General features: G+C 56.7%; 8 protein-coding genes. 2 read left to right on the plus strand and 6 right to left on the minus strand.

Annotation, left to right across the window (positions count from 1 at the left end; translation table 11 throughout):
* Positions 1-21: 21 nt before the first annotated feature.
* Together ppc and OYT1_RS01040 are read left to right on the plus strand one after the other, a co-directional pair.
* Positions 22-2,799, plus strand: a complete 2,778-nt coding sequence (gene ppc, locus OYT1_RS01035; protein ID WP_408608778.1) for a phosphoenolpyruvate carboxylase — start codon at positions 22-24, stop codon at positions 2,797-2,799.
* A 145-nt stretch (positions 2,800-2,944) separates the two neighbouring features.
* Positions 2,945-4,786 (plus strand): hypothetical protein, encoded by a 1,842-nt coding sequence (locus OYT1_RS01040; RefSeq protein WP_145983649.1) that lies wholly within the window; start codon positions 2,945-2,947, stop codon positions 4,784-4,786.
* A 42-nt stretch (positions 4,787-4,828) separates the two neighbouring features.
* Here the strand turns inward: OYT1_RS01040 and OYT1_RS01045 are convergent, their stop codons facing one another.
* The 6 genes from OYT1_RS01045 to secA form a co-directional block, all read right to left on the minus strand.
* The gene (locus OYT1_RS01045) at positions 4,829-5,632 is read right to left on the minus strand and encodes a sulfite exporter TauE/SafE family protein (protein ID WP_062625747.1); all 804 of its coding nucleotides are present in this window, start codon (positions 5,630-5,632) and stop codon (positions 4,829-4,831) included.
* Entirely contained in the window at positions 5,632-6,093 is a 462-nt protein-coding gene (locus tag OYT1_RS01050) for an EVE domain-containing protein (RefSeq protein ID WP_062625746.1), read from the minus strand. Before OYT1_RS01050 ends, OYT1_RS01045 begins: the two co-directional genes overlap by 1 nt.
* Positions 6,094-6,141: 48 nt before the next feature.
* The gene (locus OYT1_RS01055; RefSeq protein WP_084611902.1) at positions 6,142-9,645 is read right to left on the minus strand and encodes a bifunctional diguanylate cyclase/phosphodiesterase; all 3,504 of its coding nucleotides are present in this window, start codon (positions 9,643-9,645) and stop codon (positions 6,142-6,144) included.
* Between the two features lie 151 nt (positions 9,646-9,796).
* Positions 9,797-11,014 carry a bifunctional glutamate N-acetyltransferase/amino-acid acetyltransferase ArgJ gene (gene argJ, locus OYT1_RS01060; protein ID WP_062625745.1) on the minus strand — a complete coding sequence of 406 codons (1,218 nt, stop codon included), beginning with the start codon at positions 11,012-11,014 and terminating at the stop codon, positions 9,797-9,799.
* An 11-nt stretch (positions 11,015-11,025) separates the two neighbouring features.
* Positions 11,026-11,523 carry a Crp/Fnr family transcriptional regulator gene (locus OYT1_RS01065; RefSeq protein ID WP_062625744.1) on the minus strand — a complete coding sequence of 166 codons (498 nt, stop codon included), beginning with the start codon at positions 11,521-11,523 and terminating at the stop codon, positions 11,026-11,028.
* A gap of 18 nt (positions 11,524-11,541) precedes the next feature.
* Positions 11,542-14,253, minus strand: a complete 2,712-nt coding sequence (secA, locus tag OYT1_RS01070) for a preprotein translocase subunit SecA (RefSeq protein WP_062625743.1) — start codon at positions 14,251-14,253, stop codon at positions 11,542-11,544.
* Positions 14,254-14,267: the final 14 nt, after the last annotated feature.

The following is a 14,267-nucleotide window of genomic DNA, read 5'->3' on the forward strand; positions in this document are numbered from 1 at the left end:
TGTTGTTGAGATGCTGCTGAAATGAAGACTGTAATGAACCTACTTTCCGCCCCTGCCGATTTGTCGAGCAAAGACCTGCCGCTGCGTGAAGATATCCGCCTTTTAGGGCGCATTCTTGGCGATACCCTGCGCGAGCAGGAGGGGGCTGCGACTTTTGAGTTGATCGAGAACGTGCGCCGCACGGCGGTACGCTTTCGCAAGACGCAGGATGATCGTGACCGCGTGCAACTGGAACAAATCCTCGATGAGCTGACCCCGCGTGACACGCTGTCGGTGGTGCGCGCGTTCAGCTATTTCTCGCAGCTCTCCAATATCGCCGAAGATTTACACCACAATCGTCGTCGCCGCGCCCACCTTAAGGCTGGTTCGCGTCCGCAAGAAGGTAGTGTGCAATTGGCGCTCGACCGTTTTGAAGATGCCAAGCTCGATCCGGCTAAGCTGGATGAGTTCTTCGGTAAGGCGGTGATCTCGCCGGTGCTGACGGCGCACCCGACCGAAGTGCAGCGCAAGAGTATTCTTGATTGCCAACTCATCATTTCCGATCTGCTGGAGCAGCGTGACCGCATCGAAATGACGCCGGACGAGCTAGCCGAAAATGAGGAAGCGCTGCGCCGCTTCGTTTTGATCCTGTGGGAGACGCGCATGTTGCGTTTCTCTAAGCTGACGGTGCAAGACGAGATCAATAACGGCCTGTCGTTCTATCGTTATACCTTCCTAGCTGAGATCCCCAAGCTGTATGCCCGTTTGGAACAGGAGCTGGAAACGCGCTTTGGACAGCCCATCGAGCTGCCTACTTTCCTGCGTGTGGGTAGCTGGATCGGTGGTGACCGCGACGGTAATCCCTTCGTGACCGACAAGGCCACGCTGGGTGCGGCGGAACGCCATTCCACGATGGTACTGGAGCACTATCTCGAAGAGACTCATCTACTGGGTACGCGCTTGTCGCTGTCCACGCGCTTGATCGAGATCAGCCCAGAGTTGGCTGAGTTCGCTACGCACTCCCCTGACAAATCACCTAGCCGTGACGACGAGCCGTATCGCCGGGCACTGATCCTGATCTACTCACGACTGGTTACGACTGCCGAACGATTGGGGCATAAGGTCAAGCACCTGCGCCCGGTCGATCCGCACGCGGCTACGTATGCCAACGCCGACGAATTCATCGCCGACCTCGACATCCTGATCCGCTCGCTAGAATTTCATGGTGCGACCTATCTGGCACGTGGTCGTATCGCCCATCTCAAGCGCGCTGCGCAGGTGTTTGGTTTCCACTTGGCACCGTTGGATATGCGCCAACACAGTGGTATCCACGAACAGGTGGTCAGCGAGATGTTGGCGACCAAGACCAACTACACCGAATTGAGCGAGGCCAAGCGTCGCACGGCGTTGCTAGAAGCGTTGCAAGCCGCACAACCGTTGGCGGCTGATCTCGATAAATTCAGCGAAGTGGCTCAGGGCGAACTGCGCTTGATGCACGCCGCTGCCGAGATCCACAGCCGCTTTGGCCGCGCTGCGCTGCCCAACTACATCATCTCCAAGACCGATGCCGTGAGTGATCTGCTGGAGGTGGCGCTGATGGTGCAGCAGGCTGGCCTGCTGGAAAGTGGGGCAGCGCCGTTGCTGCATCTGAACATCATCCCCTTGTTCGAGACCATTGCCGATTTGCAAGGCTGTGGCGCCATCATGGACGAGTTGTTCTCTATCCCGTTCTATCGCGACCTGCTGAAGAGTCGAGGCAACACTCAAGAGGTGATGTTGGGCTACTCCGACAGCAACAAGGATGGCGGCTATCTGACCGCCAACTGGGAGTTGTACAAGGCCGAAGTCGAATTGGTGAAGGTGTTCGAGAAACACGGCATCGAGATGCGCTTGTTCCACGGTCGCGGCGGCACGGTCGGACGAGGTGGTGGCCCCAGCTACCAAGCCATTCTGGCGCAACCGCCGGGCAGCGTGAACGCGCAGATTCGTATCACCGAACAGGGCGAAGTCATTTCCAGCAAGTATTCCAACCCGGACATCGGTCGGCGAAATCTAGAGATTCTCGTCGCCGCTACGCTGGAAGCGACCTTGCTGCACCATCGCGGGGATGATTCCACCATGCCGGAATTCCATCGCATCATGGAAGCCTTGAGCTTGGATGCGTTCAACGCCTATCGCAAGCTGGTGTATGAAACACCGGGTTTCACCGACTTCTTCTTTGCGGCTACGCCGATCCGTGAGATCGCCGAGTTGAACATCGGTAGTCGTCCCTCGGCACGTCGCGCCACCAATAACATTGAAGATTTGCGTGCGATCCCGTGGGTGTTCAGCTGGAGTTTGAACCGCGCGATCTTGCCGGGCTGGTATGGTTTTGGTAGCGCTGTCGAGCAGTTCCTTGCACGTGAAGGTGATGCTGGGCTGAAGCAACTGCAAGCCATGAATCAGCACTGGGCATTCTTCCGTGGCCTGCTGTCCAACATGGACATGGTGCTGTCCAAGACCGATATGGGTATTGCCTCGCGCTATGCTGAGCTAGTGCCAGATGAAAAACTGCGCAACGCAATCTTCGGCGAGATCGAGGCAGAATGGCAGCGTACCGTGGAAAGCCTGTTCGCCATTACAGGAGCATCCACTTTGCTCTCAGATAATCCGACCTTGGCGCGTAGTTTGACGACACGCACTCCCTATATCGATCCACTGAACCACTTGCAGGTTTCGCTGTTGCACCGCTACCGTGGTGGTGATACTGATGAAAAGCTCAAGCGTGCTATCCATTTGACGATCAATGGGATCGCCGCCGGCTTGCGGAATAGTGGTTGAGATACGGACTGTGAAGGTGGCGTGTGGTCAGGGGAGGCTACTGAACTTACACAATCTATTGATTCTATGATAGATTGATGAGATATAAAAATAAGATTAATTGTACTTCTAGATGATTTTGTGTGACACCAAAGGGATTCTATAAATGTCTAAACGCACTCCAAATTACCCAGCAGCGCTCCTGTTGACGTTGCTTTCTGGGATGCCAGCTCTGTCGATGGCATCTGAGTCTTTGATGCCGAAGATAGAGCTTCAGACCAGCGATCAGATTGGTGGGAGCTCTTCAGCCAAGAGCGCATCAGGTCACGCAAAATCGACCATGGAGCTTGAGCCAGCGCTGGAAGTGAGTGGTGCGTTAGATGTCACTGAAGCAAGTAAAGCGGAACAGTCGGCAGAGCCGGCGTCCCCAGACGAAGCTGGGGGTAGCAGCGTCAAGGCGCAGGCTAAGGCCGACGCTGAGGCTGCCCGTGAAGCAAAGAAGCAGGCGGATGCGCAGGCTAAGGCCGACGCTAAGGCTGCCCGTGAAGCAAAGAAGCAGGCGGATGCGCAGGCTAAGGCCGATGCCAAGGCTGCCCGTGATGCAAAAAAACAGTCAGATGCACAGGCTAAGGCAGAGGCTAAAGCTGCCAGAGATGCGAAGCGCCAAGCTGATGCTGAGGCAGCTGAGAGTCAAGAGGCGCAAGTCCAAGCTCCAGTGGAAACCAAGGCTGTGACTGTGGAAACTAAGTCGGACGAGGCCCCGTCTCTTGAGAAGATTGAATTTGAAGCCAAGAAGGCGCGAGGTTCGGCCAATTTCAAGGCTAAGGCGGCTGCTGAGCTACAGTCTATCGCAGACGAAAAGGCGAAAAGCGCTCACCGTGCTCAAGGTAGGGCTGAAGATCAAGCCGATGTAGCAGCTAAAGCTAGGGCGGAAGCCAAGACTGCCGCTCGTGATGCCGCTGAAGCTAAGGTCAAGGCTGCCGACGCTGCCAAGATCGTCGCCGATCTTGAAGCGAAAGCAGCGTCTGAAGCGCTGGATAATGTCGGTTCAGGTTCGGGGGTGAGTTCGCAGACCGACGCCGCCATCGCTGCTGCCCGCGAAGATGCACGCAACGCAGATGCTGTGGCTAAGTCTCGCGCATCGACGGCTAGTAAGGCCAAGGCTGAGGCTGAGGCACAGGCTGAGGCTGCCGTGTTAGCCAACTCCAAGGCGGAATCTCAAGCCAAGGCTGCGGCTAAAGCGGCAGAAGAGGCGCAGCTTGCTGCTCAGGATGCGGCTGTTGCCAAAGCAAGAGCCGCGACAGCAGCGCAAGCCGTAGCTGACTTTGAAGCTAAGGCGGCTAGTGATGCTATTGCCAAGGCTCAAGCTAGAGCACAAGCGGCAGCTGATGCCAAAGCTCAGGCCGATGCCGATGTCGAGGCTGCAAAGTCGGGGGCGAAGACTCGGGTTGACCCGAGTGTGGCGGTCAAGTCGGCGGTCGCTGCCCGACTTGCCCTTCCCGTCATTACCGAGCCTTACACTGCGCTCAAGACCAAGGATGCGATTCGAGTCCCCGGATTGGACGTTGCTATCATCGGCATCTCACGTCCAGGCAAGGTGCTGGCTTCGCGCGGAGCAGGCGATCAGACCGCCAGCGTAGGTGAGTGGGTGGTGGTGTTCATTGAGTTGAGGAATTCAAGTGATGCCCCGCAGGCCGTGCTGGATTACAACTTCCAGTTCGTTTCGAGCGGTGTTGCGGCAGGCTGTCAAAATCCTGAAGCGGGCGGTTGCCGCTACTTCATCAGCGGCTTGAGCGAGGCGCGTGGTTTGTATCAAGAGTCGCGCGGGCTGACGATCTTGCACGCCAATTATGATAAGAAGGAGTTTGCCCCCGGTGCGATGGCCAGAACTGCACTGGTGTTTGATCTGCCGGTGAGTGGGTTCGGACTGAAATTCGGTATCGGAGACAGTTATGTCGATCTTGGTACCCTGAAGAATGTACCGGTGACCCCGCCCGCTGCGAAGTGATTCGTAGCACTTCAAGCAGCCAGCGACGCATCGCTGGCTTTTTTACGCCAACGTCTTCAGTAGCATTTTAGTCGCCAAGGCGAGCAGCACGAATGCGAAGACCTTGCGCATGGTCTCGATCGGCAAGCGATGTGCAACTTTGGCACCCAACGGGGCGGTAAGCACGCTGGCGGTGGACAAGCCGAGCAAGGCCGGCAAGAAGATGAAGCCCAGCGTGTGCGCAGGCAACGTGGCCGGATCGACCGATAAGCCAGTCAAGACGTAGCCGATGCTGCCGCCCAAAGCAATGGGCAGACCGATGGCAGACGCGGTGCCGATGGCGTGCCGCAGCGGTACGTTGCACCACAGCAAAAAGGGGACGACTAGCGTGCCACCGCCGATGGATACCAAACTACTCAGCCAACCGGTCAAGATGCCCATGCTGCTCATGCCCAGCCTGCCAGGTAGCGCACGCCCTGCATGTGGACGTAGATTCAGCAGCATCTGTATGGCAGCGAAATAGACGAAGCAAGCGAAGAAGCCCAGCAGGAAGCGTGGTGAAATATTGAGCACCGATAGCGCTCCCAGCGCCGTACCCAGAAAGATGCCGGGGGTGATTTGGCGAACCACGTGCCACTTCACTGCGCCATGCTGATGATGTTTGCGCAGGCTGGCGAGGGCGGTGAAGAGGATGCAAGCCATGCTGGTGCCTAGTGCCAGATGTAACACATGGTCGTTGGAGAAATGCTGGGCATCGAACAAGATGACTAGGAACGGCACCATCACCGTGCCGCCACCGATGCCGAACATACCGCCAAGGAATCCCGCGACGGCACCTACTGCCAGATACGCCGCCAGCCACTCCATCAACGAATCAGTCTTTCGGTGATAAAGCGCCACTCGGAGGGATCGAGCGGGGTGATGGATAGACGATTGCCGCGTTGCAAGGTGCGCATACGTTCCAGCTCGGCATGGGCGCGTAACTCCGGGAGCGAGACCAGTTCGATCTTTTGTACCAGTTGCACATCGACATTGAACCAGCGCGGAGTTTCGAGAGTGGCTTTGGGATCGAAGTATTTGCTGTTGCGGTCAAACTGGGTCGCGTCTGGGTAGGGCGTGCTGGCGACTTTGGCGATGCCGGCGATGCCGGGTGCGGCGCAGTTGGAATGATAAAACAGCACGCCATCGCCGATCTGCATCTGGTCGCGCATGAAATTGCGCGCTTGATAGTTGCGCACGCCGTACCACGCTACCGTCTGCTCAGGCAGGGCGGCGAGATCGTCGATACTGACATCAGTAGGTTCAGACTTCATCAACCAGAAACGCATACAAACTCCGAAGGAAAGGTAAAGAAAATTGGTGAGGCGTGACGGACTCTACTGCGCAAGGCTGCGATTCGAATTCCGTACGAATTGGGTTATTTGCTCAGGGGGTATCGGCTTGCTGAAGTAATAGCCTTGCACCTCGCTGCAACCTTGCAGGCGTAGGAAGGCAAGCTGGTCGGCGGTTTCAACTCCTTCTGCAATGGTGTGCATACCCAAGCTGCTGGCCATGTTGATGATGGCGGTGACGATCGCCTTGTCTTCCGCATCCTGAGGAATGTCGCGTATGAAAGACTGGTCGATCTTTAGCTTATAGACCTTGAATCGCTTGAGGTAGTTGAGCGAAGAGTAGCCGGTGCCAAAGTCGTCGATGGACATCTTGATGTTGTTCTCATGCAGTTTGTCCATCACAGCGATGGCTGCTTGCGGATCGTCCATGGCGACGGCTTCAGTCAGCTCTATCTCCAATAACTTCGGTGGCAGCTGGGTTTCGTCGAGGATGCTGGTGACGAGCTCCACCAGATTGGATTGGCGGAACTGCGCTGCGGAAAGGTTGACCGCTACCATCATCGGCGGCAAGCCGCTGTCCATCCATGCTTTGAGCTGCTTGGCCGCAGTACGCATCACCCACTCACCGATCTGGATGATCTGACCGCTGTCCTCCGCGACAGGGATGAATTCTGCGGGTGAGATCAGCCCCAATTGCGGGTGTTGCCAGCGCAATAACGCTTCGACTCCGATCACATGCCCATCCATGGATATTTGCGGCTGATAGAGCAGGTAGAGCTCATTACGCGATAGCGCGTGACGTAGCGCATTCGCCAGTTGCAGAGTGCGGGCTGAGTGAGCTTGCATCTCGGTGGTAAAGAAACGGAAGTCATTATGAGTGGCTTCTTTGACGCGGTACATCGCAGTATCGGCATTTTTGAGCAGCGTTTCGAAATCATCGCCGTCATGCGGGTAGATGGCGATGCCGATCGACGGTGTGATGGTCAACTCGTGTTGCTCGATCTCGCATGGTTGGGAAACCGACTCGATTAGCTTCCCCGCCACGCGTGCAGCGCCATTGGCATCTGCACCTGGCAGCACCAAAATGAACTCGTCTCCACCTAGGCGCGAAACCGTATCTTCTTCGCGCAGACAGGCTGTAAGTCGTTTGGCGACCTCCTTCAATAGTTGATCGCCGATGCTGTGCCCTAGCGTATCGTTAATATCTTTGAAGTGATCGAGGTCGAGGAATAGGACGGCCAGACTTTCGTGACTGCGCTCGGCCAAGCTAAACGCATATTTGAAGCGCTCTTGCAGGAAACTTCGATTCGGTAGCCCAGTGAGCTGATCGAAGTGCGCCAGTTGTAGTATCTGTGCCTCAGCCAGCTTTTTGTCAGTGATGTCTTCTTTGATCGCCAGATAGTTGGTGACCTGCCCATTCGCTTGACGCACGGGTGAGATCATTGCGAGTTCGACGTATTCACTCCCATCTTTGCGGCGGTTGATGAGCTCACCACTCCAAACTTCACCCTGCGTCAGATGAGCCCACAAGTCGTCGTAAGTGGACTGAGCGGTTTGACCCGATTGCAAGATGCGCGGATTCTGCCCGATGGCTTCTTCTAGGGTGTAGCCGGTCACCTTGGTGAAATTGGCGTTGACGTATTCGATGTTGGCATCTAGGTCGGTGATGACGATGGTGTTCGGACTTTGCTCGACTGCGAGGGAGAGTTTGATCAGCTTACTTTCGGCTAATTTTCGTGGATTGATATCCTCAATGACGGAGATGAAATATTTGGGGCTACCGTCTTGCTCTCGAACTAAGGTGACGGTCAGATTGGCCCAGATCGCTTCGCCTGACTTGTGGAAATAGCGCTTCTCCATGCTGTAGGTTTCGATCTTGCCACTGAGTATGTCGCGCACTTGGCTCATATCCATGTCCAAGTCTTCAGGGTGCGTGATGTCCTGAAACGTGAGTAGCATCAGTTCGTCTTTGGAGTAGCCGAGGATGTCGCACAGTCGTTGATTGACTTCCAGCCATGCGCCATCTAGCCCGACACGGGCAATGCCTACGGCCGCTTGATTGAAGGTGGTGCGGCTTACCTGTTCACTGTCACGCAAAGCATGTTCGATGCGGAGCCGCTCTCTCGTGTCAGCAAAGCGATTCAGCGCAAAGCTGATGTCCAGCGCCATCTCTACCAGCAGGTTCTGGGCGGCCTCATCGAACGCCTCCAACTCTCCTGCATACAGAGTGAAGGAGCCAACCACGATATCTTGGCAGTGCAAGGGCAGCGACGCAGAAGCTTGCCAGCCATACGGTGCGGCACGCTCATGCCAAGGAGCGGTGAGCGGATCGTGCTGAAAATCTTGGCACCAAGAGGGGCGATCTTCACGGATGGCGGTTCCAGTTGGGCCGCGTCCACTTGGTGAGTCGGCATCAACCGATATATGGATGCCATCGACATACTCGCTGCCTACACCGAAGCTCGCGGCAGGGTTTACTCGCTGCTCGGCTTGGTCCAGCAAGCCGATCCAAGCCATTTTCATGCCGCCAAAGTTGACGGCATCTCGGCAGATCTGTGGGAATAACTCTTCTTGGGTAGTGCAGCGAACGATGGCTTGATTACACTGACTCAATGCAGCATAGAGTTGAGTCAGTCGGCGGTTCTTGGATTCCGTCAGCGTGCGCTCATGTTCAAGCAGATTGAGCTTGGTTTGAGTTTCAGCCACCCATGCCAGCACACTGTTTTCAGAACCGGGAGAGATTCGGATCGGTGCTGAGAAATCACCGCTGCCAAGATGAGCGAGATGCTTATGCAGCATATCGACCGAGCCGCCCAGTGTGGCATTCAAGGCGCGGAAGGTGCGCCACAGGGTGATGAACAGCAATGCACCGCAGAGTAGCAAGATGACTCGAATCGTGTGTGCTACAGAGTCGGCTTCTTCAACTGCTGTCGTGGTGCGGATATCCATCAGCGTATGTGCTTCGCTGATCGGCCGCATGATCGCGGCCTTGGCTTGATGGTAGTTAACCCCTTGCACTAGCTCGGTAGCCTTGAGGCGGTTGGCGGCGGTGATCGGAGAGGTGGACTCGACCAGTTGCATCGCGGCAAACTCGATTTTGGTGAGTGCATCCGAACTGGTTTTGGCCTCGGCTAACTTGGCGAACTCTTCTCCAGTGAAGTTGACGCTGCGCATCATGTCTAGCAGCGTGATCGATGGACCGAATCCGCTGGGACGACGGTCATCCGCCATCACCAGATCCCAATAGACGTTTTGATAGTTGAGTGGTCGTGGTCGCTTGCCGTCGCGTATATCTAGGATCTCTTGATAATGCTGTTTGTAGATCGGATTGCCCGTTGCTACGTAGCTGCGCACCATGCGCGTCAGATCGTCGGAGGATTGCCGCAACTCATCGACGAGCGCATGCGACTGAAAGCGTAAGTCATTGGCGCGATCAATCGCTTTCTCAGCAGCGATGTATTTCGCAAATCCGATCGAAAATACGATGCAAGCAAGCAGCGTCAGCCAGAGGTGACGAGAAAAGTGGGTGGGTATGTTTTCGGAAGACATGGACGTTGTGTTGGTCAACAAGCGAAAACTTGGCGTGTATTGTAGGGCGCGGCTGGCGAATAGTCATCGCATATTTGAGGAGATGGCTTGCGCTACAAATGACGCAGCCCGCATGAAGCGGGCTGTGCTGGGCTGCTGGGGCTGAAGGAGATCAGCTCCGATAGCTGGCGTTGATCTTCACGTAGTCGTAGGAGAAGTCGCAGGTCCACACGGTTCCTGTTGCAACGCCACGATCGAGTACGACGCGGACGGTGATGTCTTCCTGCTGCATCACCCGCGCGCCGTCTGCTTCCTGATAGCTCGCCGCGCGACCACCATTTTCGGCAACGAGCACATCGTCGAGATAAAGCTTCAAGCGCGTCACGTCGAGGTCATTCACGCCCGCGTAGCCGATGGCGGCAAGGATGCGGCCTAGATTGGGATCGGAAGCGAAGAAGGCGGTCTTGACCAGTGGTGAGCGAGCCACGGCGTAGCCGATCTGCTTGGCCTCGGCCACGTCACGCGCACCTTCCACGGTGATGGTCATGAACTTGGTCGCGCCTTCACCGTCGCGCACAATGGCTTGCGCCAAGTGGATGGCAACGGCGTTGATCGCGGCTTGCAGTTCAGCACAGTTCTCTTCGGTGATGGCTACGCCGCTCTTACCGCTGGCGATCAGCATCAGCGCGTCATTGGTGGAGGTGTCGCCATCGACAGTAATGCTGTTGAACGAAGCATCGGCGGCGGCTTTTACCATCGTTTGCAGCAATGCTTGCGGCACGGCGGCATCGGTGGCGATGTAGCCCAACATGGTCGCCATATTGGGGTGGATCATGCCGGAACCTTTGGCGATACCCGTCACGGTGACCGTCTGGCCACCGATGACGACTTGACGTGATGCGCCCTTGGCCACGATGTCGGTGGTCATGATGGCGTGGGCGGCGTTGTGCCAGTTGTCAGCCGTGAGATTGGCGACGGCCTGCGGCAGCCCGGCGACGATCTTCTCGACCGGCAGCGGCTCCATAATGACGCCAGTGGAGTACGGCAGCACTTGCTCTGGCGAGCAAGCCATTAGTTTGGCGACCTCAGTGCAGGTGGTGAGCGCGGCGGCCATGCCTTGTTCGCCCGTGCCGGCATTGGCGTTGCCGGTGTTGACCACCAGTGCACGGATACCTTTAGCTGCCGCTAGGTGGTCTTTTGCGACTGTCACCGGTGCGGCGCAGAAGCGGTTGGTGGTGAATACGCCCGCAACAGTCGCACCGTCATCCAGACGGATGATCAGCAAGTCCTTGCGGTTGGGGCGTTTGATATTGGCTTCGGCAGTGCCCAGCAAAACGCCGCTGACTGGCAACAGATCAGCGGCGGCGGGCGATGTCAGATTGACCGGCATCGATATGACTCCTAGTAACGTCCGTGCATCTTGTAGAAATAGTTGCTCATCTCTTCGGTTTCAGCCGTCTTGCGACGCGCCACGCCGTGCATGTAACGTACTAAGCCGCGCATTACGTAATAGACGATGGCTGGATGCTTGTCGAGGAGCGATTCCAGTTTGGAACGCTCCAGCAGCAGCACAGCGCCATCCTGCTTGACCTCGACGCGGGCGTTGATGTTGGTACCCTTGCCGCCGACGAAGCCGATGATGCTGGCCAGATCGCCTTGCTTGTTCAGTTGCAGTGTCATGGGCTCGTTGTTCACGGTGGCCTGAATTTCAGCTTCGCCCTCAGCCAGAATCATCAGTGACTCGGCCAGCGGATTGCGCCCCGGCTCGATGATGACTTCGCCGGCCTTGTAGCGTTGCAGGGTGACGACACCTGCCAATACCTCGATCTCGGAATCGCGCAGCTCTTCGGTCAGCGTGGTGTGATGCAAAGTTTGCAGGATCAGTTCATCAGTGGTCATACTGTTTCTCCAGTGGAATTAACTCAATTTGCCGTGACATTGCTTGTATTTCTTGCCCGAACCGCAAGGGCAGGGATCATTGCGACCGATCTTCTGGTCTTCGCGCACGAAGGGGTGATGCTCATCTTCTGCTGCCGGCTGCCCAAGTGCCTCGTCGTAGTCGGCGTGATGATACTGTACATTTTCTACAGCGGGAGTCGCTTCGACCTCTTCTACTTGGGCTTCGTTGCGTATCTCCACGGTCAACAATAGCTGCGTGACTTCGCGTTTGATGCTTTCCAGCATGTGCGAAAACAGCTCGAACGCCTCGCGCTTGTATTCCTGCTTGGGATTCTTTTGCGCATAGCCGCGCAGATGGATACCCTGACGCAAATGATCCAACGCCGCCAAATGCTCACGCCAATGCGTGTCCAGACTTTGCAGCATGACTACGCGCTCGTAGTGGTGCATCAGTTCGGCACCGACGATGCCGACCTTGATCTGGTAGGCATCCAGCGCGGTTTGTTCGATGCGCTCACGCAGTTTGTGTTCGTCCAGCGCTTTGTCTTCGTCCAGCCAGTGTTGCAGCGGCAGGTCGAGCAGGAAACGCGCCTTCAGTTCCTTTTCCAGCCCAGCCACGTTCCACTGTTCCTCCATGCTGCCCGGCGTGATGAACTCGCTGATGATGTCGTTCAACACATCGCGGCTCATGGCGATGATGGTCTCGGAGATGTCGCCGCTTTCCAGCAACTCGTTGCGCTGCTGGTAGATCACCTTGCGCTGGTCGTTGGCGACATCGTCGTATTCGAGGATCTGCTTGCGCATGTCGAAGTTGCGCGCTTCCACCTTGCGTTGTGCGTTCTCGATCGCGCGCGTCACCCAAGTGTGTTCGATGGCTTCGCCTTCGGGCAGCTTGAACTTGTTCATGATCGCCGCAACGCGGTCGGAGGCGAAGATGCGCAACAGTGGATCTTCCAGCGACAAGTAGAAGCGGCTGGAACCAGCATCGCCTTGGCGACCAGCGCGACCACGCAACTGATTATCCACGCGGCGCGATTCGTGACGCTCGGTGCCGATGATGTGCAGGCCGCCCGCTGCTAGAACTTGCTCGTGCAGCGATTGCCATTCTGATTTCAGCAATTCGATGCGCTGGTTACGCGTCGCATCGTCCAGCGAGGTATCGGCATGCAGGTGTTCGGTCTGTTTCTCGACGTTGCCACCCAGCACGATGTCGGTACCGCGACCGGCCATGTTGGTGGCGATAGTGACCATCTTGGGGCGACCGGCTTGCGCCACGATCTCGGCTTCGCGGGCGTGCTGCTTGGCGTTCAGCACTTGGTGTGGCAGCCCGTCCTTCTTCAGCAGCTCCGAGATCAGCTCGGAATTCTCGATCGAGGTCGTGCCGACCAGCACCGGCTGGCCGCGCTGGTAGCAGTCCTTGATGTCTTCGACCACTGCGCGATATTTTTCCGGCGCAGTCAGATAGACCTTGTCCATCATGTCCTTACGCACGGTGGGGCGATGCGGCGGGATGATGACGGTTTCCAAGCCATAAATCGTTTGGAATTCGTAAGCCTCGGTATCCGCCGTGCCGGTCATGCCGCCTAGTTTGGCGTACATGCGGAAGTAGTTCTGGAAGGTGATCGAAGCGAGCGTCTGGTTTTCCTTCTGGATGACTACGCCTTCCTTGGCTTCCACGGCCTGATGCAGGCCGTCCGACCAGCGGCGACCCGCCATCAAGCGTCCGGTGAATTCATCGACGATCACTACTTCATCGTTCTGCACCACGTAATGCTGATCGAGGAAGAACAGGTTATGCGCGCGCAGTGCGGCGTACAGATGGTGGATCAGCGTGATGTTGGCTGGATCGTACAAGCTGCCGCCGGGCGGCAACAGGCCTGCTTCTGCCAACATCTGCTCGGCGTGCTCGTGGCCGGATTCGGTCAGCAGGATTTGGTGATTTTTCTCGTCCACGCTGAAATCGCCAGGGCCGTCTTCTTCTTGCTGACGCTTCAGATTGGGCACCAGCACGTTCATGCGGTTGTAGATCTCGACGCTGTCTTCGGCTTGGCCGGAGATGATGAGCGGCGTGCGCGCCTCGTCGATCAGAATGGAGTCCACTTCATCGACGATGGCGAAATTCAGTTTGCGCTGATAGCGTTCGTTGGCCTGCGTCGCCATATTGTCGCGCAGATAGTCGAAGCCGAACTCGTTATTGGTGCCGTAGGTGATGTCGGCGGCGTAAGCGGATTGCTTTTGGTCGTGTGGCATTTGCGACAAGATCACGCCGACAGACAGTCCGAGGAATTGATACAGCTTGCCCATCCACTCGGCATCGCGTGCGGCTAAGTAGTCGTTCACCGTCACCACGTGTACGCCGTTGCCGGAAAGCGCGTTCAGGTAGGCGGGCAGCGTCGCCATCAGCGTCTTGCCCTCACCTGTGCGCATTTCGGCGATCTTGCCTTGATGCAGTGACATGCCGCCAATCAGTTGCACGTCATAATGGCGCATCCCGTACACGCGCTTACCACCTTCACGCACGACGGCGAAGGCTTCCGGCAACAGTGCATCCAGCGATTCACCCGCAGCGGCGCGCGCTTTGAAAGCTGCGGTCTTGCCGCGCAATTCATCGTCGCTCAGTGCGGACATTTGCGCTTCGAGCGCATTGATAGCCTGCACCGACTTGCGGTACTGTTTGAGGAGGCGGTCGTTACGACTACCGAAGACACTTTTCAGCAATTTGGAAATCATGTTTCTTCTTCTAT

The sequence above is a fragment of the Ferriphaselus amnicola genome (assembly GCF_000974685.2).
In the GTDB taxonomy this organism is placed as follows: domain Bacteria; phylum Pseudomonadota; class Gammaproteobacteria; order Burkholderiales; family Gallionellaceae; genus Ferriphaselus; species Ferriphaselus amnicola.